The organism is Paraburkholderia sp. DHOC27, assembly GCF_003429005.1.
Lineage (GTDB): Bacteria > Pseudomonadota > Gammaproteobacteria > Burkholderiales > Burkholderiaceae > Paraburkholderia.
This window is the reverse complement of record NZ_QVQV01000008.1, coordinates 1-26,524: the sequence shown is the minus strand read 5'-3', so window position 1 is coordinate 26,524 and position 26,524 is coordinate 1. Positions and strand designations below refer to the sequence as shown.

Genomic DNA, 26,524 nt, shown 5'->3' with positions numbered 1-26,524 from the left:
CCTAAGTATTTGCGGTGGTTGCCTGACACCGCTCAATTAAAAAACGAAGATTCGGAGACTGCAATGAAACGATCACTGACATCGGTTGCCGCGGCATTGGCGCTGCTCGTGACTGGAACGCAGGCGGTACTCGGTGCCGAGCAGCTTTCGGTGCTGCACTGGTGGACTTCGGGAGGCGAATCGAAGGCGATCCGGGTGTTGAAAGACGATATGAACAAGCAGGGCTACGAGTGGAAAGACTTCGCCATCGCAGGTGGAGCGGGCGCCGCCGCCATGACGGCGCTCAAGGCGCAGGTCATCTCGGGCAATGCGCCTTCGGCCGCACAGGTCAAGGGGCCGTTGATTCAGGACTGGGCCGATCAGGGCGTGCTGGTGAATATCGATCAGGCTGCCACGGACTGGAAGGCGAACTCACCGGCAGGGATCGACAAGACCATGAAGTCGGGTGGCCACTATGTGGCCGCGCCATTCTCTGTACACCGAATCAACTGGCTGTGGATCAACAAAGCCGATCTCGACAAGGTGGGCGGCAAGGCACCCACGACGTGGCCGGAGTTCTTTGCGCTGGCGGATAAATTCCGCGCAGCAGGTATCACGCCCGTTGCACACGGCGGCCAGCCCTGGCAGGAAATGACCATCTGGGAAACGGTGGTGCTCTCGCACGGGCCGGACTTTTATCGCAAGGCGCTGGTCGATCTGGACCAGAAGACGCTGACCTCGCCGCAGATGGTGCAGGTGTTCGAGACTGTCCGCAAGATTCAGACGTACTTCGATAAAGGCGCGACCGGGCGCGACTGGAATCTCGCCACGGCGATGGTAATCAACGGGTCCGGTGGAATGCAGTTCATGGGCGACTGGGCAAAGGGCGAGTTTGCGAATGCGAACAAGCAGTCGGATGTCGACTACATTTGCGCCCCCGCTCCAGGCACCGCGAATGCCTTTACGTACACCGTGGATGCGTTCGTGTTCTTCCAGCAAGGCGGCAAAAAGGATGCGACGCCGGGGCAACTGGCGCTCGCCAGGACGATCATGTCGCCCGACTTCCAGCAACAATTCAGCCTTTACAAAGGCTCGATTCCGGTGCGGCTGGATGTGCCGATGGACAAATTCGACGATTGCGCCAAGAAGTCGCGTACGGACGAGCAGGCCACGATCAAGTCCGGTGGCTTCCTGCCGTCACTGGCGTTCGGTGAACTGCAATCGTCCGTCACGGCCGGTGCGATTACCGATGCCGTCACGAACTTCATGAACTCCAGCGAAGACCCGCAAGAGGGCGCACGCAAACTGGCCGCTGCCGCGAAGGTGAAGTAGTGGGGCGCTTTTAAGCAGAACCCAGATGGGATGCGTTTGGGTCGGCTTGCCGGGCCGAACGCATCGGATGGAAACGACAGCTTTGGCGAAAAAACGCAACTAACGGTCAGGTGCCGCCGGCTCCGCCGAATGACGCGACCGAGGCCGGCGCGGCTGTACTGTGTCATCAGCCGCGCGTCGCGCCCTTGCTACGCAGCAGCGGCGCGAGTATTCGACTCAGCGGTTCCCGTCAAGCAGATCGCCCAGCAATTCGTCGAAGGCGGCTTGTGCGTCTTCGAGTTCCTGGAGGGCGGCGTCGAAGGTTTGCAGCGCGAACTGCGAGGGACGTCCTTCGCCTGCCGGCGGGAACTGCGATTGCAGCGATGCGAACGCCGACTTGACGCGTTGGGTAGCAGCCAGCACGCGCTCCATGGCGGCGGTTTCTTCGGCTCGCGCCTGTTCGTGATTCATGGGAATGACTCCGTGGTTCATGCGGCGATAACGCCAAGGCGCCTACTATGCCACGGGTAACACGGGTAACGTGAGACGCCCGCCGTCAGACGCCAGAGGTGTGCCAGAGGCGCGGCTTTCAGAGGATCGGCAGACCGCCGTTGGCCTTCACTTCACGCAACGACAACGCCGACTCCACCGATGTCACGCCCGGCAGGCCGCGCATTTCGTCGCGCATGAAAGTGCCGTAGTCGTCGAGGTCGCGGGCGACGACCTGCAGGATGTAGTCGGCGCTGCCCGATACGTTATGACACGACAAGATTCGCGGGATGGCCTGAACCTCGCGCTCGAAACGCGTGGCGACGGCGCGGTCATGCACCGCGAAACGCACATAGACGAACGCGACCACGCCATAGCCGAGGGCGGAGCGCGACAGCATGGCCCGGTACTGGTCGATATACCCGTCGCTTTCGAGGCGCTTGAGCCGGCGCGCGCATGGCGTTTCGCTCAGACCGACCGTTTCCGCGAGACGCGCATTCGACATGCGGCCATCGCTTTGCAGCGCGGCGAGGATGGCGCGGTCTACTTTATCGAGGTCGTTCATCATGAGGGGAAAAGCTCATAGAGAGAGTTGATTCTAGCGTATTCCCCTAATTCGAGCGCTTGATCCCATGTAAATCGCCAGCATTCCCTCACGAAGCAATAGCAAGATGGAGGCCTCAAAACGTGAGGTTCAACATGATTTCCGCGCATCTCCTGATCGTCTTCGTCGTCGCCTTGCTCGTGGTCTATGCCGTGCCTGGGCCGGACATGGCGCTGGTCATGCAGACGAGCATTGCGCGCGGCGCCCGCACGGGCTTTGCGGCTGCGGGCGGGCTGGGCATTTCGCGTGCGACCCACGTGACGCTCTCGGCGTGCGGGGTGGCGGCGCTGCTGCGCAGTGCGCCCTGGCTATACGACGTGGTGCGCTACGGCGGCGCGCTCTACCTGGGCTGGATTGCCTTGCAGATTTTTCGCTCACCGGTCTTTGCGTTGCCTGCCGGTGACGCCATGGCGGCAGGTGCACAGCCGCTGCGCACCGCGTTCATCAAAGGGCTTTTGACTAACTTGCTGAATCCAAAAGCATTGTTGTTCTGCTCGGTGCTGCTGCCGCAGTTCGTGCGGCCACAGGCAGGCCCGGTGGCCTGGCAGATGATCGAACTGGGCGCGATCCTGGTCGTGACGGGCGCATGCTTCGATTTCATCTACGCGATTGGCGCCGCCCGCATCGCGAACTGGATGCGCACCCATCCGCTTGCGCAAACGGTGCAGCGCTGGGCTTTCTCAGCGGCGATCATTGGTTTCGCGCTGCGGTTGTCGTTCGACTGAACCGCTTTTCGCCTTGCCGGCGCGCTGCGAGGCGCTCTTCATCGAGCGCCTCGTCTGGCGCGTCAACGCTTCAGGGTTGCAGCGCGATGCGCCCGGTCGTCGATGATTTTCTTGCGGTGCTTGTTCTTCATCTGCTTCCATTCCTTGCACTCTTCGCGCGTACGCAGACAGCCAACGCATAGGCCAGTACGTGCGTCGAATTTGCAAATGTCGATACAGGGCGACTTGACGCTCATTGGACGGGGCTTCCTTGGATGGGATGCATGGACTCTCGCACGCCCCTCATGTCGCGGGCCAAGTGATTGTGTTAATAAGGGCGATAGACATGCCGGGTCCGGGTCCGGGTTCGGGTCCGACTGCCACCTTCAACCTCTCTCACCTGCACCGCCTCAGCTTCGATGAAAACTTTTCTGCTGTACGTCGTGACGGCCGTCGCCGAGATTCTCGGCTGCTATTTGCCGTGGCGCTGGCTCAAGGAGGGCGGCTCCGTGTGGCTGCTGGTGCCAGGCGCGCTGAGTCTGGCGGCCTTCGCGTGGCTCCTGACGCTGCACGGTGCGGCTGCCGGGCGGGTCTATGCCGCCTATGGCGGGGTCTACGTGGCGGTGGCGATCCTGTGGCTGTGGTGCGTCGAGCAGGTGCGCCCGAGCTTGTGGGACCTGGCGGGCGTCGCGCTCACGCTGGCTGGAATGAGCGTGATTGCGTTCCAGCCGCGTGTTTGACGCGGGCGCTGCCAGCAACAGAGATGCTGGCGTGAATGCATACCGGCGCCACACCGGCGCCGCGAGTAGTCGCGACGCCCTTTGCCAGCTTCCGCTAGTTAGCGACCGCCGAGATAGTCGAGCTTGCCCAGCTCGACGCCGTTATGACGCAGGATGTCGTAGGCCGTCGTGATGTGGAAGAAGAAATTGGGCAGCACGAACTGCAGCAGGTAATTCACGCCGGTAAATTCAATCGGCCCGCTGCGCATCTTCAGCGTGATCGAACGCTCTTCTGAGCCGTCGATCTGCGCCGCATTGAATTCCAGCAGGTAATCAATCGTTTTCTGAATGCGGGCATGCAGCTCTTCGAACGTCATTTCGACGTCTTCGTAGCGGGGCGCCTCGACGCCGGCCAGACGCGCCGCGCAACCCTTGGCGGTGTCCGTGGTGATATAGACCTGACGCGCGAGCGGCAGCATGTCCGGGAACAGCCGGGCATTGATGAACACGGACGGGTCGATCTGCTTTTCTGCCGCGTGCGCTTCGGCCTTGCCAAGAATGCCTTGCAGGCTGGTCAGGCCGCGCACCAGTACGGGCAGGGAAGCTTGATACATCGAAATGGACATGGAACGTTCCTCTGGTTCACTCAGGTTCTTCGCCGCGCGTGCGCTGAGCCCGCGCGAAACAATGCAACGGCCGGATCGCCGCTGCAGCATCATAGCGCGAGCCGTGAGGAAATTGCATTGGCCATCTGGCCGACTGTCTTGCGATCCGGAACTGTGTTCGAATGAATTTGTCGGACGGCTTGACGATGTCCTTGAAACCACCCTTGAACCACCATCACCGGCGGAAGTTGCCGCACTGCATTGATGTGGCGACGTGGTATCCGCCGGCACTAACGCGAGCCTCGCGCGCGACGCGAGGCGACGCATCACAGGAGTCGAGACTATGGCCAGGCATGTGTTGCAAGGAAGTGAGCGAGCCCCGGTGGAGGGCTCAACCGTCGTTGGACATTGCGACCCCGCCCAGCGGATCGAAGTCCATCTGATCCTGCGCCGTCCCGCGCAGGAAAAGTTTGACGCCTTGATGAAGAAGATCGAAGCGGGCGATCCGGGCGTCAAGCCGCTGTCACGCGAGGCATTTGCCAGCGAGTTCGGCGCGGCCGCGGAAGATCTGAGCAAGGTCAAGGCCTTCGCTGCGCAGGCCGGCTTGACGGTAGTGCGTGAAGATGCCGCCTCGCGCACGGTGGTGCTGGGCGGCACCATTGCGCAGTTCCAGACTGCGTTCGACGTTCAGCTCCAGCACTACCAGCATCACGTGCTCGGACAGTACCGTGGCCGCACGGGTGTCATCAGCTTGCCCGATACGCTGTCAGGTGTCGTCACGGCGGTACTGGGGCTCGACAACCGTCCGCAGGCGCGTCCGCATTTCCGTATCCGGCCGCCGTTCCATCCCGCCAAAACGGCGCAGCCAAGTTCGTTCACGCCGTTGCAGATCGCCTCGCTCTACCAGTTCCCGCAAGGAGATGGCAGCGGGCAGTGCGTTGGCATCGTCGAGCTGGGTGGGGGCTACAACACTTCCGATCTGAAAAGCTACTTCTCGAATCTGGGTGTGAGCGCGCCGACCGTGGTGTCGGTGGGCGTAGACCAGGGCAGCAACAGCCCGACCGGCGATCCGAACGGTCCGGACGGCGAGGTCACGCTCGACATCGAGGTGGTCGGCGCGGTTGCACCGGCCGCGAAAATCGCCGTGTACTTCACGACCAATACGGACTCCGGTTTCATGGATGCGGTAACGACTGCCGTGCACGACACCACCAACAAACCGTCGGTCATTTCGATCAGTTGGGGCGGCCCGGAGTCGGGGTGGACGTCGCAGTCGTTGCAGGCGTTCAATAACGCGTTGCAATCGGCCGCGGCGATGGGTGTGACGGTCTGCGTGGCTTCGGGCGACAGCGGCTCGAGCGACGGCTCCACCGGCACGGTAGCCGATTTCCCTGCCTCGAGCCCGTATGTGCTGGCATGCGGCGGCACGAAGCTCACCGCCTCGGGGCAGACCATTGCGAGCGAGGTGGTCTGGAACGACGGCAAGGAAGGCGGCTCGGGCGGCGGCGGAGTCAGCGCGGCTTTCCCGGTGCCGAGCTGGCAGCAGGGCCTGTCGTCCACCAGCTCGAAAGGCGTGAAAACTGCGCTGAAGGGGCGCGGCGTGCCGGACGTGGCGGGCAATGCGTCGCCTGAGACGGGCTACGAAGTGCTGATCGACGGGTCGCAAACGGTGGTGGGCGGCACCAGCGCGGTAGCGCCGTTGTGGGCTGCGTTGATTGCCCGCATCAATGCGGCGAAGGGCTCGCCGGTGGGTTTCGTCAATCCGGTGCTGTACAAGAACCCCAGTGCCTTGCGCGATATCACGCAAGGCAACAACGGTGCGTACGAGGCTTCCGCTGGATGGGACGCGTGTACAGGCCTTGGTAGCCCTAATGGTCAGAAGGTCGCGGCGGCACTATAGTCAGTTGTAGCCTCGTTAGCAGACGCCGGTGTTACCAGCGTCACCAGCGTCACCGGTGTCTGCGACTGGTTGGCCTGGGCGGGCGGGTAGGGGCGTCGCGTCCTTGTCCTGCATTTGCCTGGCATGCGTGGGTATTTGCCATCTTTCCGTGCCACTGAGTTTGCCTCTGAGCGGTGGTGCCTTGCCTGTTAAGACGCTCGTACGGCGCGTCCATGCCGTGCACGACTTGAAACGAAACCGATGGAGCGATCATGACGAACAACGAGTCAGCTTCCGGCAGTCCGCAGTCGTCTCACAACTCGCACGCGGCGCCTAAACCTGCATCTGCGCCAGCACCTGCGTCCGCGTCTGCCGCCGCGCCGGCTCCTGCTTCGACCCCTGCGCCGGCGGCCACCGCCACGGCCGCTGGAAAAGCCGCGAGCAAAGCAGCGAGCCCGAGCGCCGCGCAGCGCAAGGCAGGCGACCAGCCGTTCTTCGATCCGGTTGCCTACGGTAATGGCCCCAACGATTCGGTCACCGACACGAGCGAGAACGCCGCCGTCACCAAACACTCCATCGTCATTGGCGGACGCAAGATTGCCTATACGGCCACGGCAGGGCATCTGGTGACGGTCGACCCCAGCAGTTCGGTGCCCAACGCAAAAATGTTCTACGTGGCCTTCACGCAGGATGGGCAGAAAGAGGAAAGCCGCCCGGTCACGTTCTTCTATAACGGCGGCCCGGGTTCGTCGTCGGTGTTCGTGCTGCTCGGTTCGTTCGCGCCGCGTCGCATCAAGACGGCAATGCCCAGTTTCACGCCGCCTGCACCTTATTCGATGGAAGACAACCCGGACAGCATGATCGACAAGAGCGATCTGGTGTTCATCAATCCAATCGGCACGGGTTATTCGGCAGCTATTGCTCCGGCGAAGAATCGCGACTTCTGGGGCGTGGACCAGGATGCCAATTCGATCAAGCAGTTCATCAAGCGCTTTCTGACGAAGAACAATCGCTGGAATTCGCCGAAGTATCTGTACGGCGAGTCGTACGGCACGGCGCGCAGTTGCGTGCTGGCGTATCTGCTGCACGAAGACGGCGTCGATCTGAATGGCATTACGCTGCAGTCGTCGATTCTCGACTACACGCAGTCGGGCAATCCGGTGGGTGCCTTGCCTACCGCCGCGGCCGACGCCTGGTATCACAAGAAGCTCGGCGTCGCGCCTACGCCGAAGGATCTCGGTGCGTTCGCCGAGGAGGTGGCACAGTTCGCGCGCACCGACTATCTGGCAGCCTTGCGCAAGGCGCCCGCCACGGACGCGGCCACGGTCGAAAAGCTCAGCGAATACACCGGCATCGACAAGCCCACGCTGCTCGCGTGGAACCTCGACATTGCCGGCTACGACAGCCGCGGCGATTCGCTCTTCCTGACCACGCTGCTCAAGTCCAAGGGGCTCGCACTGGGTGAGTACGACGGGCGGGTGACGGCCATCGAGACCGGTATCGCCGGCAAGATCAACCCGAATTCGGGGGGTAACGATCCGACCATGACCGCGGTGACGGGCGTCTACACGACCATGTGGAACGTCTATTTGAACGAGCAACTGCTGTACACGTCGAATTCCGCCTTTACCGACCTGAACGACCAGGCCTTCCAGTATTGGGATTTCAGCCACATCGACCCAACCGGCGCGCAGAAGGGCGTGGATTCGAAGGGCAACGTCATTCTCTACACGGCCGGCGATCTCGCCGCTGTGATGGCGCTCAACCCGGACCTCAAGGTGTTGTCGGCGAACGGCTTTTTCGACTTCGTGACGCCGTTCTATCAGACGGTGATCGATCTGCAGCAGATGCCGCTCGTCAGCACGCAGGTGCGTCAGAATCTGTCCGCGCGTTTCTATCCATCGGGGCACATGGTGTACCTCGACGGGGCGTCGCGTACCGCACTGAAGGGCGATGTGGCGAAGATGTATGACACGACGGTGTCGGATACGGCGGCCGTCAGCCGGATCCGCGCATTGCAGGCTCGCAAGGCAAAACCGGCGAAACCCCCCAAACCGGCGTAGCCCGCGGCTTTGGCTCGGCAGGGCGCCGCTCAGGCCCTGCGCGCCACGACTTCCCAAAGTATGGGCTGCAATTGCACCCGTACATATTGAATGTGTTTTAATTGCATGCCGAATTCACTATCCGCGTCACGACCTGGCGCGCCGACGAATGATTGAAGGTAAGACAGGTAGGCGCGTTCGCGTTCAAGGCATGACAGATTCAAACCCTCCGTGCGTCGCGGAGCGGGCGTCCCGGCGACACCTCGCGCACATGGGGCGAATCAGTGTGGCGGTTCTCTTCGGCTTGTTTGCAGCGTTGCGTGCCGAGCAAGCGGCGGCGCACGACGCGACCCTCTTTGACGGGCGTGTAACGCAGCAGTCGATTGGCAGCACGATCTGCCGTCCGGATTACGTCGACGCGGTTTCGCCGTCCATCAGTGTGATGATGGAACGCAAGGCGCGTCTGCTCGCGGACCTCGGCATCAGCACGGACGCGGGGGTGGCTTACGCGCTCGACCGGCACGTGCCGGTTCTTCTCGGCGGTGCCCCCGACTCGCCGGCCAACTTCGACTTGCTGCCGTGGGCGGGCAATCAGGGCGAGCGCCGCAAATCCCGGCTCGTCGTGCGTCTGAAGCACTGCGTCTGCGAGGGCAAGATGACGCTGAGCGACGCCCAGGCAACCATCCTCGGCAACTGGTCCGCCGCCTACCCCGGCTTCGGTCAAAACTCATGCAATCTGAACGGCGTCGACGTCGCGACTGGTAGCCGTGACAGCGAGCCGTAATCGGGGAACTCTTAAGACCAGCCTTGATGCACGTCTATAGCGCGTCGTCTAACGGGCCCTAAAACTTCGCTGTCTTGTCAACCGTTGCGTCCTCGCAAGCGTGCACGAATCGCGTACGTTTGTGCGAGGCGATTCAGGTACAGTTCATTGGCGCTTTCTCAACAGCGCCGGACGGCGCGATACCCGTCAAGAGAAGATTTCCATCCGTGCAAGGGCGCGTGCCGTATTGCTGGCAGGCGAATGGCGGCAATAGATAGAGCGCGCAACGGGGCCTGCCTCGGTCGCACTACTGCGGTGTCACATATTATTTACGACAGTTTGTGACTATCCTGATGTCAGGGCGAAGCTCGAGGGGACATTGAAATGGTTGCTTTTTATGTGGCGATGGCGTCACTGGTAGCAGCCTTCATCAACAATGTAGCGGCGAAGCGAATCGTCAGGCAGACGCACCCTCGCGGTCGGGACTCCGGCCGTTCGTGGGCCGTTGCGGCTTCGCAGTAAGAGGCGTCCTTGGCGCTAATCTGGAGTACTCATGAACCTGTTTGTCTGGAATTTTCCCGAATCGAGCACCGAGCAGCAGGTGCGTGAATTTCTCGAGCATGAACTGGGTCACTACGCAAAAAGAGTGACCGTGCAGGATGCGGGCACGCCCAAGGCCTATGCGACCGTGGATCTCGCTTCAGATGGCTCGTACGTCGGCGAAGTCATCGCGCAGCAGTTGCAGGGCAAAATCTTCGCCGGGGCCAGGTTGCAAGCAAGCCCCGAGTTGTTTGGCGGCGGCGAGCCAAGGCCCGCCTGAGCAAACGCCTGAGGCGAACACGATCGCGGGTGCAAGCGTGTGCATCGCGGCGTGATGACTCTGTGACCGTCAGTTGATTCTCACGCGCTGCCAATGCGGCGCGTGAGTTCCGCACGAAGCGTTTTTATTCACTCACTGGCCAGTCGTACGGCGTGTAAGGCAATGCCCGTTTATGACGGGTCGCATCGTAGAAGCGCAACACGGTTTCATGCACTGCCGCGCTGACCGGCTTGCCTTCAAGAAAATCGTCAATGTCGTCGTACCGGATACCGTAGGCATCTTCATCAGGACGTTGTGGGCGCAACATTTCGAGGTCGGCGGTGGGCACCTTGTGGGTCAGCGCATCGGGGGCGCCGAGGACGCGTGCCAGCGCGCGAACCCGCCGCTTGTCGAGTCCCGTGAGCGGCAGGACGTCGGCACCACCGTCGCCGAACTTCGTGAAAAATCCCATCACGGATTCCGCCGCGTGGTCAGTGCCGATTACGACGCCCATGCGCGCACCCGCCACCGCATACTGGGCAATCATGCGCTGCCGGGCCTTGATGTTGCCGTGTACGAAGTCCTGCTGAACGTGATCGGTAAAGCGCATGCCGCTTGCGGTCAGTGAAGTCAGCATGGCGTCGGCTGCCGGCTTGATATCTATTGTCAGATTTTCGTCCGCGCGAATGAAGGCGAGCGCCTGCTGGGCATCGGCTTCGTCCTGCTGGACGCCGTACGGCAGACGCAACGCGACGAAGCGAGCCTCGTATTGCGCAGCGCGCAGACGTTCGACGGCCAGTTGCGCGAGGCGTCCCGCCGTCGATGAATCGACACCGCCGCTGATGCCGAGCACGTAGGTTTTCAGGCCGCTGGCGCGGAGATAATCCGCGAGAAAAGCGACGCGCCGCTCGATTTGATGTTCCGCGTCGAAAGCCTCGGTGACGTGCATCTCTGCGCCGATACGTTGCTGGCGTTCCGCCGAATCCGGTTGATTCATGGTTTCCTCATCAAAACGTTTCCTGGTTAAAACGTTCCGAAGCTTCTTGCGAAGCATGCGGTTCTTTGCATCATGATGCACGCCGTCGTGAGCGGCTCATGATTTATTCAGTTTGCATGCCATTGAGACATGCCATTGAGACGAACGGATTTAACGGCGCCTATCCCTTCAAATGGCTGCCCGATTAATTCAGGCGTAGGCTCGATGACACACAACTGTCAGATATCGAACCGCTCAACCGGGCTTTATAAGTGGGCGCTCGTCCATTGATCGACACAACCTGACGCGCTGAGTAATATCATATTCATACCTAATACGCCGCCGCATGATCAATCATAGGCAGGTTTGCTCGAACACACGATGAACCAACAGAAATGGTGGGACCTACGTGAGCAAAACGATGCGGTTGATCGGCCGGGGATTAATTCAAGCGGCGTCCGTCGTGCGCAGCGGTTGAAATCACTCTGCCACTTGCTGGGGATTGCGCTTTGGGTGTCGTTGAGTGGCGCCGCATCTGCTGCTTCGACTTCTGTCCTGACTTCCACCGCGAAGTCTGTTCCGGTTTTTGCCCCGGCTTCTGCCTCAATGGCCAGGCCCATCCCGGCTTCATTCGCTGCGTCTTCCGGCGCGGCATCGGGCGCAACATCTGGCACGCCCACGCCCACGCCCACGCCCGTTGCGACTGGAGCCTCACCCGCGCCAACCGCTTCCGAGGTTGCGGCGCCGGACGCGGCGGGCGCCGTCGATCCACGCCGCGCGCTTTTATTACGCGCTGCGTTTGCGCAGACCGTGACACGCCGCCTGCAGGTGCCCGCTGCGATCCAGCAGGAGTACGGCCAACGTCTCCAGGCTGCGTTGCAGGCGGACCAGTTGGGCAATCTCTCCGGCGAATACGTGGTGCTGGTCGATCGTTGCGCCAATGTTCAGGCGCTCTTCATTTACTTTCGCGCCACGCCCTCCGATGCGTGGTCGATGATCGGTGCGTCGCCGGTCGCCACCGGCCGGCCAGGCGAGTTCGATCATTTCGTCACGCCGCTCGGGGTGTTCGAGCACACGCCCGACAACATGGATTACCGCGCGGAAGGCACGATGAACGAGAACAATATTCGCGGCTATGGCAAGCGCGACATGCGCATCTTCGATCTCGGCTGGGCCCAGGGCGAGCGGGGCTGGGGCAGGGGCGGCATGTCGCAGATGCGCTTCCAGATGCACGCCACGGACCCCGACAAACTCGAACCGCTGCTCGGCATTCGCCATTCAAAAGGCTGTGTGCGCATTCCCGCGTCGCTGAACGTGTTCCTCGATCACTACGGCATTCTCGATGCCGAGTATCAAACGTTGGCTGAGTCGGGCAAGTCATTGTGGGTGCTGCACTCCGACCGTCAGGTGACGCCGTGGGCGGGCCGGTACATCGTGGTAGTCGACTCCAGTCGCAAGACGCGCCCGGGGTGGTCACCCGCACCGAGCGGCAAGACGCGGGCGCAGATGCCCGCTGGCGCGGACACAGCGGACTAGCGTAAGCGGAGTTGATGGTGTGGCGTGCCGGGATACCCGTTGGTCACGCCAGCACATGCGCTCGCGGAGGGCGAGCCGGCAACCCAGCGCTATTGCTTATGATCGCGCCAGCAACACCCCGAGCAACGCAACCACGAAGCCAGCGATCTGCACCGGCAACAATACTTCTCCGAATCCAAAGTAGCCCTGTAGCGCGGCAAAAGGCGGCACCAGAAACATGAGCGCGGTGGCGCGCGCCGCATCGCCGCGCCGAACCATCCACACCAGCGCGGTGACGCTGATACCGGACAGCATCACGATGGCCCACGCCAGCGAGATCCAGAGCGTGGTCGACGCAATCCAGCGATGCTCGCCCAATGCAAGCGCAAGAATCGCCACCACCACGGCCGCGCCGAAGTTCTGCACGGCGCTGGCGCTGCGCAGATCGGCCCGCGCCAGCGAGGTCTTCTGAAACAGCGTGCCTGCCGTGATCGCAGCCACGGCGACGATCGACACGGCGACCACGAGCCACGCCGGCGCGTGACCCGGCTGCGTGTGCGATAAACCCGGCGCCGTCGCGCTCGCCAGTTTGGGTTGCAGCACCAGCACGACCCCCACGAGCCCGAGCGCCATGCCGGCCCAGCCGCGTCGCGACAGGCGCTCGCCAAAGAGCGGTGCCGCGACGGCGGCGGTCAGTAGCGGTTGGAGGGCGCCGAGCAGCGCCATGACGCCCGCGCTCATGCCCTGGGCAACGGCCCAGTATCCCGCGCCGAGATACACACCCTGCAGCAACCCGCCCGCGAGCAGGTGCTTGCCCAGATCTCGCCCGCGCGGCCAGGCGGCGCGGCCCAGCCCGGCAGCCAGCGCGAACAGCAGCGCCGTGCCGCTGAAGCGGGCCAGCAGGAACAGATTGGGATCGGCGAAGGGCGTGATGGCACGGGCAACCACGAAACCCGTCGACCAGACCACGACGAAAGCGACGGCAGTGAGCGTTGCGAGCATGAGATGCGGTTGGGTTGGCGCGAAAGGCTCGCAGTATCGGGTAGAGCGGCGGGTGAAGTCTTGTTCGAGACTGCACTGCGCTGGGCTGTGGTTGCTTCGTGGAGTCAGCGGCTCAGCGGCCAGGAGCCCAAGCGGTGAAGTGACCTGTTGACCCGTTGACCCGGTGGTCAAGCAGAAGCGTCTCAATCCTCAATGAGCGGCGTTGAACGGCTCAATCAATGACTCAGCAGCACCACGCCCGCACCGAGCAAACCGCCAAATACCGCGCACGCCCATAACAAGACCCGCGTACGCCGGTATTCGCGCCCAATGTCCTGCAGCAATTGCGCATGCTCGCGACTACCGTGGGTATCGTGCTGATGCTGCAGATAGCGCACGGCCAGTTGCGGCACGCGGGGCAGCATGTGGGCGAGATGCGGCAGTTCCTGGCCGATGCGTTTGAGCCAGCCGCGATGGTCGAGATCGCGTTGCGCGATACCGCCCAGCACCGAACGCGCCACGTTCCATGTATCCACGCCCGGATGCAGCGCCCGCGCCAGCGCCTCGGCCTGCACGAAGGAGCGCTGGGCCGTCGCGAGCCGTGGCGAGACGCTGCCGTCGAAGGGCAGCACGGCATGCAGCAGATGATGGAACAGGTCGCCCGCCGAGCGATCTTCCGGCTCGGCCGCGAAATGCGCCTCGCTGCGCCGTCGTAGTTCGGCTTCGAGCACTTCGGTGCGCGTCGAGGCGTCCACGTGACCTGCTTCGTGATGCAGCGTAGCCAGACGCCCGTAATCCTGATCGAACAGGGCCGTCGCGCCATGCACGAAGAACTCGCGCTCGTGCGAAGACAAACTGGACATCGCCGCGAATTCGGCTAGCACGATGCGTCCGTTGCTCTCGGGTTCGATGCTGACGCGTACATGCTCGGCGTCGAACGCCGCGTGGAAGAAGCCGTGTTCGAAGGCCTGTTCGGTGACCACTTCGACGATATGCGTCGCCAGCCGCGCAAGCTTGATGTGGTGTTCGAGCAGGCCCCCGAGATCCGTGGCCGCGACGGTCTCAACGTGCTGCACGGCCAGCGTCTGCGCCGTGCACAGTTCCCAGATCACGTCCGGCACGACCAGCCGTTTGTCCTCTTCGAAGTGATGTCCGGTCTGACTCAGGTTGGCGGCCTCGGCGCGCAGGTCGAAGCGACGCAGCACGTCGTCGGAAAACGTCTGGGTCAGCGCTCTCACGTGCAGACGGCGCGCACTGCCGGAGATTTTTTCCAGCCAGCGCGCCACCCAGCGCAGCAACGCCAGTTCGTCGCCAATCTGTTGAAGCTGGGCCGCGCGCACCAGTTTGATGGAGATGTCCCGATGACCGTTGATCGGCTCGGCGAGTCGGGCAAGATGCGTCTGTTCCGCGAAGCCGTTGCGCGCGGGCACCAGGTCGAGCCGCGTGAAGAGGCCCACCGGTGGACGGCCGAGCGCCTTCGCGAAGGCGGCTTCCACTTCTTGCGGCGGCAACGGGGCCGTCATGCGCCCGACCGCCTCGAACGCTTCGTGCACGGTGCCGGTAGCCAGTTCTGGCCGCTCGGCGAGCGTTTGCATGAAGTTGCTGGCGAGCGGCCCGAGGGCGGGCAGCATGCTGTGCAGACTCTGACGGCCGCCTTCGGAGGCGTGCACGCGCGCAATCAGCGTGACGGCCCAGTGCAGCTTGTGCTCGCGCGGCGCGGCGAGCCAGATCAGGCGAGCGCCAAACCGCAGGGCGTGGAACAGCAGCAGGGTGCGGCGAAACAGTGGTGGCATTGGCAGTTCAATGGACGGCTGGCGCATCGTCCGACGCGCAGGATAGCCGCACAGGTTAGCAGGGAAGCGCTGCGGCGGGCGCGGAGACCGGCAGAAACCAGCACAAACCGGCCGGAACCAGTCGAAACAGGTACTGGCGGACGCGAGCACGAATTCCGTACTACCGTACTACAATACGGCGGCTTCCCGAACCTCTTCGTACGCCGCTCACGGCTCTCTACCGAATGCTCGCAGAACAACGTCACCAATATATCCTGGCGCAGGTTGCCAAAAACGGCGCGCTATCGGTAGCTGAACTCGTGCGCGACCTCGATGTGTCGCGCGAAACGATCCGTCGCGATCTGAATACGCTGGCCGCGCGCGGGCTGATCGTCACCACGCACGGTGGCGCGCTTTCCAGCGATCGTCGCGAGCCGGACCTCGATACGCGCGAGGCCGCCAACGCCGGCGCCAAGAAAGCCATCGGCGAACGCGCGGCCGAGCTGGTGCCCGACGGCGCCTCGGTGATCATCGATTCGGGCAGCACCACCCAGGCGGTGGCGCGGGCACTGACCAGCCGGCATCGCCTGGCTGTCTACACCAACGACTGGCGCATCGCGCTGCTGCTCGGACGCCGCAACGAGAACCGCGTCACCTTGCTGGGCGGCGAACTGTCGGACAATGAAGACGCCACCTTCGGGCTGGATACCGTGCATCAGTTGACGCAGTATCACGCGGACTTCGCCTTTGTCGGCGCGGGCGGCATCTCCACCGAAGCCTGGCTCAGCGACTACACCCGCATGGCCGCCGAGGTACGCAGCCGCATGATCGCGGCGGCCAATGTCGCGGTAGTGGTGGCGGACAACTCGAAGTTCGGCCGCGTGACGCCGGTGCGCATCAACGGCTTTGAAAGTGCCCGCTATCTGGTCACGGAGCTCGCGCCGGACCGCGCGCTCGCCAAGGCGATCGCCGCCCGCGGGCCGGAACTGCTGATCGCCTGAGCCTGCACCCCGAATGGCGTTACCGCACGCTCAGACCGAGCGCCGTCAGCGCGCGGCCAATGGCCGCCACCGCGTTGAGCAACTCATTGGCGTCGATGGCGCCAATGCAGCCCACCCGGAAGGTCTCCACCTGCGTCAGCTTGCCGGGGTACAGCACGTACCCCGCGTCGCGCACGGCCGCATAAAAATCCGCAAATTTCCACGCCGGATCGCGCGGCGCATGGAACGTCACGATGACGGGCGCCTGCACTTCCGGTCTGAGGAAAGTCTCGAAGCCGAGCGCCTTCATCGACTCCACCAGCGCCGCACAGTTGCGCATGTAACGCGCGCCGCGCGCCGGCTGGCCACCTTCGGCGATGAACTGGTCGAGGGCCGTGCGCAGCGCGGCAACCACGTGCGTGGGCGGCGTGAAACGCCACTGCGTGGTCTTCTGCATGTAGGCGTACTGGTCGTAGAGATCGAGTGCGAGGGACGGCGAGCGGCCCTCGCACTCCTGCAGCACGCTGCGGCGCACGATCACGAAGCCCATGCCCGGCACGCCTTCCAGACACTTGCCGCTGGCCGACACGAGTGCGTCGATGCCGCCGTGGCGCAGATCGATCGGCAAGGCGCCAAACGAACTCATGGCGTCGACGATCAGGCTTTTGCCGTGCCGCTGACACACAGCGGCGATATCGTCGAGCGGATTGAGCAGCCCCGCGCTGGTCTCCAGATGCACCTGCGCCACGTGCGTGATGCGCGAGTCGCGATTGAAGGCGTCTTCGATCGCCGCGGCGCTGACAGGCTCGTCCTCGCGCAGCGCGAGTTCCACATACGCAATGCCCATGCGCTGCAGGATGCGGATGAGGCGCGCGCAGTAAGCGCCGTTGTTAGGCACCAGCACGCAGCCCTGGCGCGGCACCAGCGTGCCGATGGCCGCTTCCACGGCGAATGTGCCGCTGCCTTGCAGCGGCACGCATACATATTCATTTTCGCCATGTACGATCTGCAGCAGATCGGTGCACACAGACTGGGTCATACGGTTGAACGCCGCGTCCCACGAACCCCAGTCACGCAACATGGCCTGGCGCGTCACGGGCGAGGTCGTCAGGGGCCCCGGGGTGAGCAGGATCGGATCGTTTCCAGAAATCACACAACCTCCGTCTTCAGAAAATGCATCGCGCCGCACTTAGGCGAGTGCGATCGGCATGTGCATATTATTGGCGAATTGTGTCATTTTTTGGAAATCATGAAAATAGTCATGGCGCTGTCATGCAAAGCTGTGATCCTTGCGGTGCCCGTTCAGGCAAGGCTGGCAGCGTCGGATTCACAGTTGGGCTGTCAGCCGGGCTGAAGCGGTGTGAAATGCAGCAACGAGGTTGTCAGCAATCTGCAATCGCTTCGGGCTAGCCTGAGGCTTGCAGACAAGCGTAAGCGGCGCGGCGCTACCGCCGTCATATACAACAGGTTTCGGGTTAACCCGTTCGTTCGGGTTTTTGCCTTTCGGAGAGCGACATGAACAAGACGAATCACCTTCGCGCGACTGCCAGCATCGTCCGCAAAACATTGCCGGCACTCGTGGTGGCTGCGGCATTCGGCGGCGCGGCGCTGCCCGCGCAAGCCGCTGACGCGGTGGTGCTGTACACGGCTGACGGCCTCGAGAATCTCTACAAGGACGTGCTGCCGGCCTTCGAAAAGAAGGAAGGCGTGAAGGTCAACATCGTGACGGCCGGTAGCGGCGAAGTGGTGAACCGCGCCACCATCGAGAAGGACGCTCCGAAGGGCGACGTGCTCGTGACGCTGCCGCCGTTCATCCAGCAGGCCGATCAGGCGGGTCTGCTGCAGGCTTATCAAAGCGCGAACTACAAGAACGTGCCGGCCATTGCCAAGGCCTCCAATGGTTCGTGGGCGACCTTCGTGAACAACTACTTCTCGTTCGCGATCAACCCGGACGTGGTGAAGACCCAGCCGAAGACGTTTGCCGATCTGCTGCACCCGGATTACACCGGCAAGGTGGCGTACTCGAACCCGGCCACGGCAGGCGACGGCATGGCCGTGATCATTCTGACTACCTCGTTGATGGGTGAAGACAAGGCCTTCGATTATCTGAAGAAGCTCGAGCAGAGCGCCAAGTTCCACACCAAGGGCACGGGCTACCTCGACGTGCTGCTTTCGCGTAACGAAATCTCGGTGGCCAACGGCGACCTGCAGATGGATCTGGACGACGCGGCTAACGGCGGTCTGTCGCTCAAGCCGATCTTCCTCGCGGCTTCCGCCGGCGGCAAGCCGACCACGTTCCAGTTGCCGTACGCGATCGGCCTGATCAAGAACGGTCCGAACCAGGCAGAAGGCAAGAAGCTGATCGACTATCTGATGTCGACGGACGTGCAGGCCAAGGTGCCGGACATCTTCGGCATTCCGGGCCGCAGCGACGTGCCGCTCGCCGGCAAGAACGGCGAAGCCGTCAAGCAGGCCATTGCTGGCGTCAAGCTGATTCCGGTGGACTGGAACCAGGTCATGGCGAAGAAGGCTGACTGGACGACGCGCTGGAAGACCGACGTGATCGGCGATTCGGGCAAGCAGGTCGAAGTGGTCAAGCCGGCGCAGTAATCGCACGGCGTTGTTTTGCTGTTCGACGTGGGCGGCGCACCGAGCGCTGCTCACGTCCGCCTGAAGTCTGTCGCAGGGCCGCCCGATCTTCGTATCGGAACAGCGCCTGCGGCTACCGCACTACCCTGGCTGGAGGATGAACCCGGTGAATACCGTTACGCTTGCTCACGCAGACGCGCTGGGCGCTTCACGAGAGGCGCGCGATGCAGCGCAACCGGGCACGCCGGGCGGCGTGCAGATCGAGCATCTGACGGTGCGCTTCGGTACGCGCACGGTGCTCGACGACCTGTCGCTGAACATCGAACGCGGCGAACTGCTGACCGTGCTCGGTCGCAGCGGTTGCGGCAAGACCACCTTGCTGCGTTTCATCGCCGGCTTCATCGAAGCGGATGGTCTTGCCGGAACGCTGACGGTGGCCGGCCACGACCTGACCCACGTGCCGCCGCACAAGCGCAATCTCGGCCTGCTGTTCCAGAGCTACGCGCTGTTCCCCCATCTTTCGGTATTCGAAAACGTCGCGTTCGGTTTGCGGGCGCGCCGCGAATCGTCCAAGGAAATTGCCCGCCGCGTGGCCGATGCGCTCAAGCTCGTGCAACTGGGCGACGCGGGGCACGTGATGCCGGCGCAACTGTCGGGCGGCATGCAGCAGCGCGTCGCCCTGGCACGCGCGCTCGTGATCGAACCGGATGTGCTGCTGCTCGACGAACCGCTTTCCGCACTCGACGCCAATCTGCGCGCCTCGGTGCGTTCCGAACTGAAATCGCTGCATGAGCGGCTGCCGAATCTGACCATCGTCTGCGTGACGCACGACCAGGACGACGCGCTGGTGCTGTCCGACCGTACGCTGCTGATGCGTGAAGGTCACATTGCGCAACTGGGCACACCGCAGCAGTTGTACGACGCGCCCAACGACAGTTTCGTCGCGCGCTATCTCGGCGCCGCGAATCTGCTGCCGCCGCACGTGGCCTTCCCGCTTGGCGACGCGCGCTACAACACGCGTGACCGCGTCGCCTGCCTGCGTCCCGAGGCGTTGCGGCTGGTGCCGCTTGGCGAAGGGCAACTGCATGGCGTGATTACGTCGGTGGAGTGGTACGGCGCGGTGTTGTCCGTGTCCGTTACGCTCGATGCGATGCCCAACGAGCCTGTGCTCGTCACGATGCAGCGCGGCCACGGCATGTCGCCGGAAAAGGGCGCGCGCATTTCACTGCGATACGAGGCTGACGATGTCGTCCTTATCCAGCCCTGACGCCACCCCGGACGCCGTCGCCGCCGACGCGCGCCGCACGGCGACTTTCGCGTCGCACGCTGCTGCGGTGCGCCGCCGCGAACGCGCGGCGCAATGGCATCTGCTGTTTCTTGCGGTGGTCGTGCTGGGTCCGCTGGTGGTGTATCCGCTGATCCGGCTCGTGCTGTTGAGTTTGAGCGGCCCGCATGGTGGCCTCGGCTTTCAGGCGTACGCGACGTTCTTCGGCAATCCGGAAACGCGTGGCGTGGTCGGTACGACGCTGTGGGTGCTGTTCGCCAGCGCGGGACTGGCCTCGCTGCTCGGCGTGGCGCTTGCCTCGATGCTGTTCTTCAAGCCGTTCCCGGGCGCCCGGCTGGTGACGCGGTTTCTCGAACTGTTCGTGGCGTTTCCATCCTTCCTCGTGGCCTTCACACTGATTTTTCTCTACGGCTCGCAGGGCTCGGTGAGTATCGGCCTGCAACGGCTGTTCCATCTCCAGGCGCCGCCGCTCGACTTCCTGTTCGGGGTAGGCGGTGTGATTCTGGCCGAAGTGGTGTTTTACGCGCCGTTCGTCGTGCGTCCCACACTCGCATCATTCGCGACGCTCGACATGCGGCTGATCGAAGCGGCGCGCAGTCTCGGTGCGAACGGCTGGATGGTGGCGTTCAAGGTGATCCTGCCGCTCGCGTGGCCTGGCATCGCGGCCGGCACGATCCTGTGCTTTCTGCTGACGCTCAATGAGTTTGGCATTCTGCTGGTGCTGGGCAGCGCGCATCTGATCACGCTGCCGGTTGCCATCTACAGTTCCGCGACCGTGGATCTGGATTTGCCCACCGCTGCCGCCGGCGCTGTCGTGATGCTGGCCATGTCGTTGTCGTTGTACGCGCTGTACCGCCAGGTCAACCGGCGCAAGGTAAAAGGAGCGCGCTGATGCCCGTCGATCTGGACCCTACAGTGTTGCCGGTCATGCACAAGCGTGCGCGGCCTGTCGAGCGCAGTCTGCTAACCCGCGTGGCAGGCGGCGTGTTTCTCGCGTTTGCCGCGTTGCTGTGCTTCTGGTTGTTCGTGTTGCCCGTGCTGGTGGTGGCGCTCTCGAGCGTCGCTGCGCACTGGTCCGGCACGATCCTGCCCGACGGTTTCAGCATGCGCTGGTTCGAACGGCTGGGGTCGAGCGATTTCGATGCGCTCACCACGAGCCTCGAAGTCGGTTTCGGCGTGGCCGTGCTGGGCACCATCCTCGGCTTGTGGCTGGCGCTCGCGCTCGAAGGGCGTGACCGGCGTGGCCTTGGCGCGCTCGTCGATACGATCGCGATGATGCCCAATGGCGTGCCGAGCGTCGTGCTCGGTCTGGCCGTGCTGATTGCGTATCACAAACGGCCGGTAGACCTGTCCAGTTCCGCGGCAATCGTCGTGTTCGTGCAACTCGCGCTGGTGCTGCCGTTCTGCTACCGCTGCGCCGCCGCAGCTTTGCGACCCGAGCTGACGGTGCTGCGCGAAGCGGCCGCCAGTCTCGGCGCGCCGCCTTCGATGGTGCTGCGCCGCGTCGTGCTGCCGCAACTCGTGCCCGCGATCCGCGCCAGTCTGGCGCTCGGCTTTGCGCTCTCGCTCGGCGAACTGGGGGCGACCCTGACCGTGTACCCGCCAGGCTTCGCGACGGTGCCGATCGTCGTCGTCGGTCAGGTGGAACGCGGCTATTACCTGCCGGCGTCCGCTCTTTCGTTGATCTTGCTGCTCGTCTCACTCGCCGCGCTGCTGGTGATCGCCGCGCGGGTGCCTCGCCGCCGGCTCGACTGAGCGGCGGATTGCCCTGACATTCTGTGGATCGTGCCAGTCGTTCCCTCACGCATGAAAATGTGGCAAAAAATGTCGAAATGACCGAAAATATGGAAACGGGCTCCGCTGATCCAATTGATGTGGTGCGTCGGCATTCGTTGACGGCGCTGGTTCGCGAAGCCATCGAACGCAACATCATCGAAGGCGTGCTGGCGCCTGGCGACAAGCTCAACGAAGCGGACTGGGCCGCGCGTCTGCAGGTCTCACGCGGGCCGGTGCGCGAGGCGTTCCGGGCGCTGGAGCAGGCCGGCCTCGTGCGCAACGAAAAGAATCGGGGCGTGTTCGTGCGGGTGGTGTCGCTGGCGGAAGCCGATGAGATTTACGCAGTGCGGGCCGTGCTCGAAGAGGCGGCGTGCCGGATCCTGGCGCCTCGCATCGACGCGGCGCAACTGGCGAGGCTGCGCAAGCACATCGACGCCATGCGCAGCGCGCTCGATGCGGGCGACGACGGCGCTTACGCGCGCGCCAATGTGGCGTTCCACGACGGCATCGTAGCGGCGGCAGGAAATAGCAAGCTGTATGAGACGTACCGGCGGCTGGTGGGCGAGTTGAGTCTGTTCCGGCGCGCCGCATTGGTGGTGCGGGCGGACGCGATGGAACGATCTCTTGCCGAACATCGCGCCATCCTCACGGCGCTCGCCTCGCGCGAACCCGAGCGCGCGGCGGCACTGATGCAGGCCCATGTGAACGGCGGACGGCAACGCGCACACGAGGCCTATGAACCGGCTGGACCACGGAACGAGGCGCTGCCGTCGTCGGCCCCGACTGATGAAGAACGCGCGTAGCGACGCGCAGGGAATAGATCGATGTCAATCCATACGGAACAAAGCGTGCGCACTATCGAAGTAAATGGCCGGGCCTACCGTCTCTCATCGCAGCCCACGGTCGTGGTGTGCGTGGACGGCTGCGAATACGACTATCTGGAGGCCGCGGTCGCGGCGGGCGTCGCGCCGTTCATCGGCAAGATGCTGAAAGCGGGCACGGCACTCAAGGGCGATTGCGTGATTCCGTCGTTCACCAATCCGAATAATCTGTCCATCGTCTGCGGCGTGCCGCCTTCGGTGCACGGCATCTGCGGCAACTACTTCTGGGATCCTGAGGCCAACGGTGGCGCGGGCGCGGAAGTGATGATGAACGACCCCGCGTATCTGCGTGCCGGGACGTTGCTCGCCGCCGCAGCAGAGGCGGGCGCGGCGGTGGCGGTCGTGACGGCGAAGGACAAGCTGCGCCGTCTGCTCGGCTGGCAACTGAAGGGCATCTGCTTCTCCGCGGAGAAGGCCGACACGGTGACACAGGAAGAGAACGGTATCGGCGAGGTGCTCGATCTGGTTGGACTGCCGGTGCCGGACGTGTATAGCGCGGCGTTGTCCGAGTTCGTGTTCGCAGCGGGCGTGCGGCTCGCGCAAACCCGCAAGCTGGATCTGATGTATCTGTCCACCACCGACTATATCCAGCACAAATGGGCACCCGGCACTGAAGGCGCGAACGCGTTCTACGCGATGATGGACCGCTATCTGGCCCAACTCGACGAACTCGGCTGGGTGATCGGGCTGACTGCGGATCACGGCATGAATGCCAAGCATGATCCGCAAACCGGCGAGCCCAACGTGATCTATCTGCAGGACGTGCTGGACGAATGGCTCGGCGCGTCGAAGGCGCGGGTCATCCTGCCGATTACGGATCCGTATGTGGTGCATCACGGCGCGCTCGGTTCGTTTGCGACGATCTATCTGCCGCGTGAGGTGAACGTGCGTCAGGTGATAGAGCGGATTGGTGGTCTCGAAGGCGTCGAGGTCGTGCTGGACAACCGCGCTGCGTGCGAGCGTTTCGAATTGCCGAACGACCGGGTGGGCGACATCGTCGTCGTGAGCCAGCGCAATGTCGTGCTGGGCACGCGCCGCGCGGAACACGATCTCTCGGGGCTGACCGTGCCGTTGCGATCGCATGGCGGTCTGTCCGAGCAGGAAGTGCCGTTGCTCTTCAATCGGCATCTGGAAGGTTTGAAGGCCGGTCAACGTCTGCGCAATTTCGACGTGTTCGACATGGCGTTGAATCACGTGGTGCCATCATGAACGCCGTATTGACCTCAACGGATCATCCCGCGTTTCGCGAGGAAACACTGCGTCTCGCCGGCGCACGCGCGCGCCGTGAACGCACGCTCGATGTGTTCGATCCGTACACGGGCCTGCGGGTGGGCACGGTGCCGATGGCAAGCGTCGACGATGTGCGCGCGGCGTTCGAATACGCCGGCGCGTATCACTCCACGCTCTCGCGCTACGAGCGCTCGCAGATTCTGGAGTGCGCGGCGCAGTTGCTGCGCGAGCGCACTGAAGCGGCCTCGGATCTGATCTCGCTAGAAGCGGGGCTCTCGAAGCAGGACTCGCGTTACGAGATCGGGCGCGTGGCCGATGTGCTCAAGTTTGCTTCGTTCGAGGCGCTGCGTGACGACGGTCAGAGTTTTTCTTGCGATTTGACGCCGCACGGCAAGAAGCGGCGCGTGTTCTCGCAGCGCGAGCCGCTCGCGGGTGTGATCGTGGCCATCACGCCGTTCAATCATCCGATGAACCAGGTGGCGCACAAGATCGCGCCGGCCATTGCGACCAACAACCGGATTCTGTTGAAGCCCTCGGAGAAGGTGCCGCTGTCGGCGTTCTTCCTGGCGGATATCCTGTATGAAGCCGGTCTGCCCGAGCCGATGTTGCAGGTACTGACCGGCGACCCGCGCGAGATCGCCGACGAACTGATCACGCATCCGCTCGCCGAACTGGTGACGTTCACGGGTGGTGTCGCGATTGGCAAATACATTGCGGGCAAGGCCGCCTACCGGCGCGTCGTGCTGGAACTGGGCGGCAACGATCCGCTGATCGTGCTCGAAGACGCCGACCTCGACCGGGCGGCGACGCTCGCGGTGCAGGGCTCGTATAAAAACTCCGGACAACGCTGCACGGCCGTCAAACGGATGCTGGTGCAAAAGAGCGTCGCGGCGGAATTTACCGAGCGGGTGGTGGAGAAGACCCGCGCGTGGACCTACGGCGATCCGTTCGACGAGGCCAACCAGATGGGCACGGTCATCGACGAGGCCGCTGCGCGGCTGTTCGAGCGGCGCGTCAACGAGGCGGTGGCGCAAGGGGCGCGGCTGTTGACGGGCAATCGACGCGTGGGCGCGCTGTATGCGCCGACCGTGGTGGACCGGGTGGATCCGGCGATGGCGCTGGTGCGCGAGGAAACCTTCGGGCCGGTGTCGCCGATCATCACCTTCGATACGCTGGATGACGCCATTCGTATCAGCAACGGCACGGCGTTCGGATTGTCCTCGGGGGTCTGCACGAACCGGCAGGACGCGATCGTCCGTCTGGTCAATGAACTGCGCGTGGGCACCGTCAACGTGTGGGAAGTGCCGGGTTACCGGATCGAGCTGACGCCGTTTGGCGGTATCAAGGATTCGGGGCTAGGTTATAAGGAAGGGGTGCAGGAAGCCATGAAGAGCTTTACCAACCTCAAGACGTTTTCGTTGCCTTGGGAGTAATGGCATGGCTTTGAGTCTGGATGACATTCGCGGTTTGTTCGAGCAGCACGGCGCGCTGGCTTATAGCGGCGAGCCCGTCACGCAACTGGAGCACGCGTTGCAGAGCGCCGCGCTGGCGGAACAGGAAGGCGCGGGCGACGAGCTGGTGGCGGCCGCGTTTCTGCATGACCTCGGCCATCTGTTGAACCGCTTTGGCGAGACGCCGACGGCGCGGGGCATCGACGATCTGCATCAATACTTTGCGTTGCCGTTTTTGCGGCCGGTGTTGCCGGATGCCGTGCTGGAGCCGATTCGATTGCATGTGGACGCCAAGCGCTGCCTGTGTGCCATCGACGCTGAATACTTCGGGCATTTGTCAGTGGATTCGGTACGTAGCCTCGAATTGCAGGGCGGCATCTTTAGTAAGGAAGAGGCCGACGCTTTCCTGAGCAAGCCCTACGCGGAGGACGCGCTGCGCGTGCGTCGGTGGGACGATCTCGCCAAGGAAGCCAACCGCCCGACGCCCGATCTCGATCACTATCTAGAAGTGGTGGAGCGGGTGATGAGTGCTCATTCCGTGGCGTGAGTTTTTCCGTGTTCTCGTTGTGCTCCGCATGCCTTGCGCTGGTCGCAGCGGCCTCGTGTTCTCGCCAATCTCCCCTTTGTTTGGGCGTATCAAAATAACGCTTGCACAGCGCTTCCCGGCTCGCTAGAATCTCGGTCTTTCGCGCTTCGGGCAACCGGGCGCGGGAGGCGGGAGAGCCAGCAGTGGCAAGGCTTGCAGCGGATCGGGCGGGTTCAGGAAGTTAAAAAAACCTGTTGACGATCAAGCGGAAGTTCTTCATAATCTCGTTTCTCTGCTGCTGATGCAGCGACGCAGAACGAAGCGGTGCCGGAAGGTGAAGTTGGCGCGGTTTCGGTGGTGAATGCGGATCGATCTTTAAAAATTAACAGCCGATAAGTGTGGGCGCTTGATGCGCGACGCGGTCGGGTTCTTCGGAGCCTGACGTAAAGCGAAAGTATCAAGTCTCACACAGTAATGAAAGGAAGGTTTTCCTGTCTCTTTTTCGGAAGAGTCGCAGGTTAATCATTCGTCAGTACGTTGAGTGAGCGACCGGTTGCAAGCAGGTAACTGCGACAACCGAAAACAGTAACAGGAATTGAACTGAAGAGTTTGATCCTGGCTCAGATTGAACGCTGGCGGCATGCCTTACACATGCAAGTCGAACGGCA

25 protein-coding genes and 1 rRNA gene are annotated in these 26,524 nt (G+C 63.1%); 18 read left to right on the top strand and 8 right to left on the bottom strand.

Features of this window, described 5'->3' with window-relative positions; translation table 11 throughout:
* The first annotated feature begins 63 nt into the window (after positions 1 to 63).
* Positions 64 to 1,311: an ABC transporter substrate-binding protein gene (locus tag D0B32_RS24215; RefSeq protein WP_117336842.1), complete on the top strand. Its 1,248-nt coding sequence runs from the start codon at positions 64 to 66 to the stop codon at positions 1,309 to 1,311.
* A 216-nt stretch (positions 1,312 to 1,527) separates the two neighbouring features.
* Here the strand turns inward: D0B32_RS24215 and D0B32_RS24210 are convergent, their stop codons facing one another.
* Positions 1,528 to 1,761, bottom strand: coding sequence for a hypothetical protein (locus D0B32_RS24210; RefSeq protein WP_117336841.1), 234 nt, complete (start codon positions 1,759 to 1,761; stop codon positions 1,528 to 1,530).
* A 118-nt stretch (positions 1,762 to 1,879) separates the two neighbouring features.
* Positions 1,880 to 2,347, bottom strand: a complete 468-nt coding sequence (locus D0B32_RS24205; RefSeq protein WP_259295119.1) for an Lrp/AsnC family transcriptional regulator — start codon at positions 2,345 to 2,347, stop codon at positions 1,880 to 1,882.
* Positions 2,348 to 2,478: 131 nt separating this feature from the next.
* On the opposite strand from D0B32_RS24205, the gene D0B32_RS24200 reads away from it, so the two are divergent.
* Complete coding sequence (locus D0B32_RS24200; protein ID WP_117336840.1) at positions 2,479 to 3,108, top strand: LysE family translocator; 630 nt, start codon at positions 2,479 to 2,481, stop codon at positions 3,106 to 3,108.
* Positions 3,109 to 3,170: 62 nt separating this feature from the next.
* Here the strand turns inward: D0B32_RS24200 and D0B32_RS24195 are convergent, their stop codons facing one another.
* Positions 3,171 to 3,344, bottom strand: a complete 174-nt coding sequence (locus D0B32_RS24195; RefSeq protein WP_117336839.1) for a DUF1289 domain-containing protein — start codon at positions 3,342 to 3,344, stop codon at positions 3,171 to 3,173.
* A gap of 162 nt (positions 3,345 to 3,506) precedes the next feature.
* Here D0B32_RS24195 and D0B32_RS24190 point away from each other — a divergent pair, with 162 nt between their 5' ends.
* Positions 3,507 to 3,827 carry a YnfA family protein gene (locus tag D0B32_RS24190; RefSeq protein ID WP_117336838.1) on the top strand — a complete coding sequence of 107 codons (321 nt, stop codon included), beginning with the start codon at positions 3,507 to 3,509 and terminating at the stop codon, positions 3,825 to 3,827.
* A 98-nt stretch (positions 3,828 to 3,925) separates the two neighbouring features.
* Here the strand turns inward: D0B32_RS24190 and D0B32_RS24185 are convergent, their stop codons facing one another.
* Positions 3,926 to 4,432: a DUF1993 family protein gene (locus tag D0B32_RS24185; protein ID WP_117337162.1), complete on the bottom strand. Its 507-nt coding sequence runs from the start codon at positions 4,430 to 4,432 to the stop codon at positions 3,926 to 3,928.
* 322 nt (positions 4,433 to 4,754) lie between these two features.
* Between D0B32_RS24185 and D0B32_RS24175 the strand changes: the two genes are divergently transcribed.
* The 4 genes from D0B32_RS24175 to D0B32_RS24160 all read left to right on the top strand — a co-directional run bounded on the left by D0B32_RS24175 (position 4,755) and on the right by D0B32_RS24160 (position 9,915).
* Entirely contained in the window at positions 4,755 to 6,311 is a 1,557-nt protein-coding gene (locus D0B32_RS24175) for a protease pro-enzyme activation domain-containing protein (RefSeq protein ID WP_117336837.1), read from the top strand.
* Positions 6,312 to 6,562: 251 nt separating this feature from the next.
* Complete coding sequence (locus D0B32_RS24170; protein WP_117336836.1) at positions 6,563 to 8,353, top strand: S10 family peptidase; 1,791 nt, start codon at positions 6,563 to 6,565, stop codon at positions 8,351 to 8,353.
* Positions 8,354 to 8,603: 250 nt separating this feature from the next.
* Positions 8,604 to 9,116 carry a hypothetical protein gene (locus D0B32_RS24165; RefSeq protein ID WP_117336835.1) on the top strand — a complete coding sequence of 171 codons (513 nt, stop codon included), beginning with the start codon at positions 8,604 to 8,606 and terminating at the stop codon, positions 9,114 to 9,116.
* A gap of 532 nt (positions 9,117 to 9,648) precedes the next feature.
* The gene (locus D0B32_RS24160; RefSeq protein WP_117336834.1) at positions 9,649 to 9,915 is read left to right on the top strand and encodes an RNA-binding protein; all 267 of its coding nucleotides are present in this window, start codon (positions 9,649 to 9,651) and stop codon (positions 9,913 to 9,915) included.
* Positions 9,916 to 10,039: 124 nt separating this feature from the next.
* Here the strand turns inward: D0B32_RS24160 and nadE are convergent, their stop codons facing one another.
* Positions 10,040 to 10,891, bottom strand: a complete 852-nt coding sequence (gene nadE / locus D0B32_RS24155) for an ammonia-dependent NAD(+) synthetase (protein ID WP_117336833.1) — start codon at positions 10,889 to 10,891, stop codon at positions 10,040 to 10,042.
* Between the two features lie 585 nt (positions 10,892 to 11,476).
* Between nadE and D0B32_RS24150 the strand changes: the two genes are divergently transcribed.
* Positions 11,477 to 12,406: a L,D-transpeptidase gene (locus D0B32_RS24150; RefSeq protein WP_117336832.1), complete on the top strand. Its 930-nt coding sequence runs from the start codon at positions 11,477 to 11,479 to the stop codon at positions 12,404 to 12,406.
* A 96-nt stretch (positions 12,407 to 12,502) separates the two neighbouring features.
* Here the strand turns inward: D0B32_RS24150 and D0B32_RS24145 are convergent, their stop codons facing one another.
* Positions 12,503 to 13,387 (bottom strand): DMT family transporter, encoded by an 885-nt coding sequence (locus D0B32_RS24145; protein WP_117336831.1) that lies wholly within the window; start codon positions 13,385 to 13,387, stop codon positions 12,503 to 12,505.
* 215 nt (positions 13,388 to 13,602) lie between these two features.
* Positions 13,603 to 15,159 (bottom strand): AarF/ABC1/UbiB kinase family protein, encoded by a 1,557-nt coding sequence (locus D0B32_RS24140; protein WP_117336830.1) that lies wholly within the window; start codon positions 15,157 to 15,159, stop codon positions 13,603 to 13,605.
* A gap of 224 nt (positions 15,160 to 15,383) precedes the next feature.
* On the opposite strand from D0B32_RS24140, the gene D0B32_RS24135 reads away from it, so the two are divergent.
* Entirely contained in the window at positions 15,384 to 16,139 is a 756-nt protein-coding gene (locus D0B32_RS24135; protein ID WP_117336829.1) for a DeoR/GlpR family DNA-binding transcription regulator, read from the top strand.
* Between the two features lie 19 nt (positions 16,140 to 16,158).
* Here the strand turns inward: D0B32_RS24135 and D0B32_RS24130 are convergent, their stop codons facing one another.
* Positions 16,159 to 17,268, bottom strand: a complete 1,110-nt coding sequence (locus D0B32_RS24130; protein WP_117337160.1) for a 2-aminoethylphosphonate--pyruvate transaminase — start codon at positions 17,266 to 17,268, stop codon at positions 16,159 to 16,161.
* Between the two features lie 365 nt (positions 17,269 to 17,633).
* Here D0B32_RS24130 and phnS point away from each other — a divergent pair, with 365 nt between their 5' ends.
* The 9 genes from phnS to D0B32_RS24085 form a co-directional block, all read left to right on the top strand.
* Complete coding sequence (gene phnS, locus D0B32_RS24125) at positions 17,634 to 18,728, top strand: 2-aminoethylphosphonate ABC transporter substrate-binding protein (protein WP_117336828.1); 1,095 nt, start codon at positions 17,634 to 17,636, stop codon at positions 18,726 to 18,728.
* A 145-nt stretch (positions 18,729 to 18,873) separates the two neighbouring features.
* Positions 18,874 to 19,974, top strand: coding sequence for a 2-aminoethylphosphonate ABC transport system ATP-binding subunit PhnT (gene phnT, locus D0B32_RS24120; protein ID WP_117337159.1), 1,101 nt, complete (start codon positions 18,874 to 18,876; stop codon positions 19,972 to 19,974).
* Positions 19,952 to 20,884 carry a 2-aminoethylphosphonate ABC transporter permease subunit gene (locus D0B32_RS24115; protein WP_117336827.1) on the top strand — a complete coding sequence of 311 codons (933 nt, stop codon included), beginning with the start codon at positions 19,952 to 19,954 and terminating at the stop codon, positions 20,882 to 20,884. Before phnT ends, D0B32_RS24115 begins: the two co-directional genes overlap by 23 nt.
* Positions 20,884 to 21,747, top strand: coding sequence for a 2-aminoethylphosphonate ABC transport system, membrane component PhnV (phnV, locus tag D0B32_RS24110; RefSeq protein WP_117336826.1), 864 nt, complete (start codon positions 20,884 to 20,886; stop codon positions 21,745 to 21,747). Before D0B32_RS24115 ends, phnV begins: the two co-directional genes overlap by 1 nt.
* Before the next feature lie 77 nt (positions 21,748 to 21,824).
* Complete coding sequence (locus D0B32_RS24105) at positions 21,825 to 22,571, top strand: phosphonate utilization associated transcriptional regulator (RefSeq protein WP_117336825.1); 747 nt, start codon at positions 21,825 to 21,827, stop codon at positions 22,569 to 22,571.
* 21 nt (positions 22,572 to 22,592) lie between these two features.
* Positions 22,593 to 23,858: a phosphonoacetate hydrolase gene (gene phnA / locus D0B32_RS24100; protein ID WP_117336824.1), complete on the top strand. Its 1,266-nt coding sequence runs from the start codon at positions 22,593 to 22,595 to the stop codon at positions 23,856 to 23,858.
* On the top strand, positions 23,855 to 25,312 hold the full coding sequence (gene phnY, locus D0B32_RS24095; RefSeq protein ID WP_117336823.1) for a phosphonoacetaldehyde dehydrogenase: 1,458 nt from the start codon (positions 23,855 to 23,857) through the stop codon (positions 25,310 to 25,312). The genes phnA and phnY overlap by 4 nt, the downstream gene beginning before the upstream one ends.
* Positions 25,313 to 25,316: 4 nt before the next feature.
* Positions 25,317 to 25,877 (top strand): phosphonate degradation HD-domain oxygenase, encoded by a 561-nt coding sequence (locus tag D0B32_RS24090; RefSeq protein ID WP_117336822.1) that lies wholly within the window; start codon positions 25,317 to 25,319, stop codon positions 25,875 to 25,877.
* A 576-nt stretch (positions 25,878 to 26,453) separates the two neighbouring features.
* Positions 26,454 to 26,524: ribosomal RNA gene (locus D0B32_RS24085) — 16S ribosomal RNA — on the top strand; the annotation flags it as partial.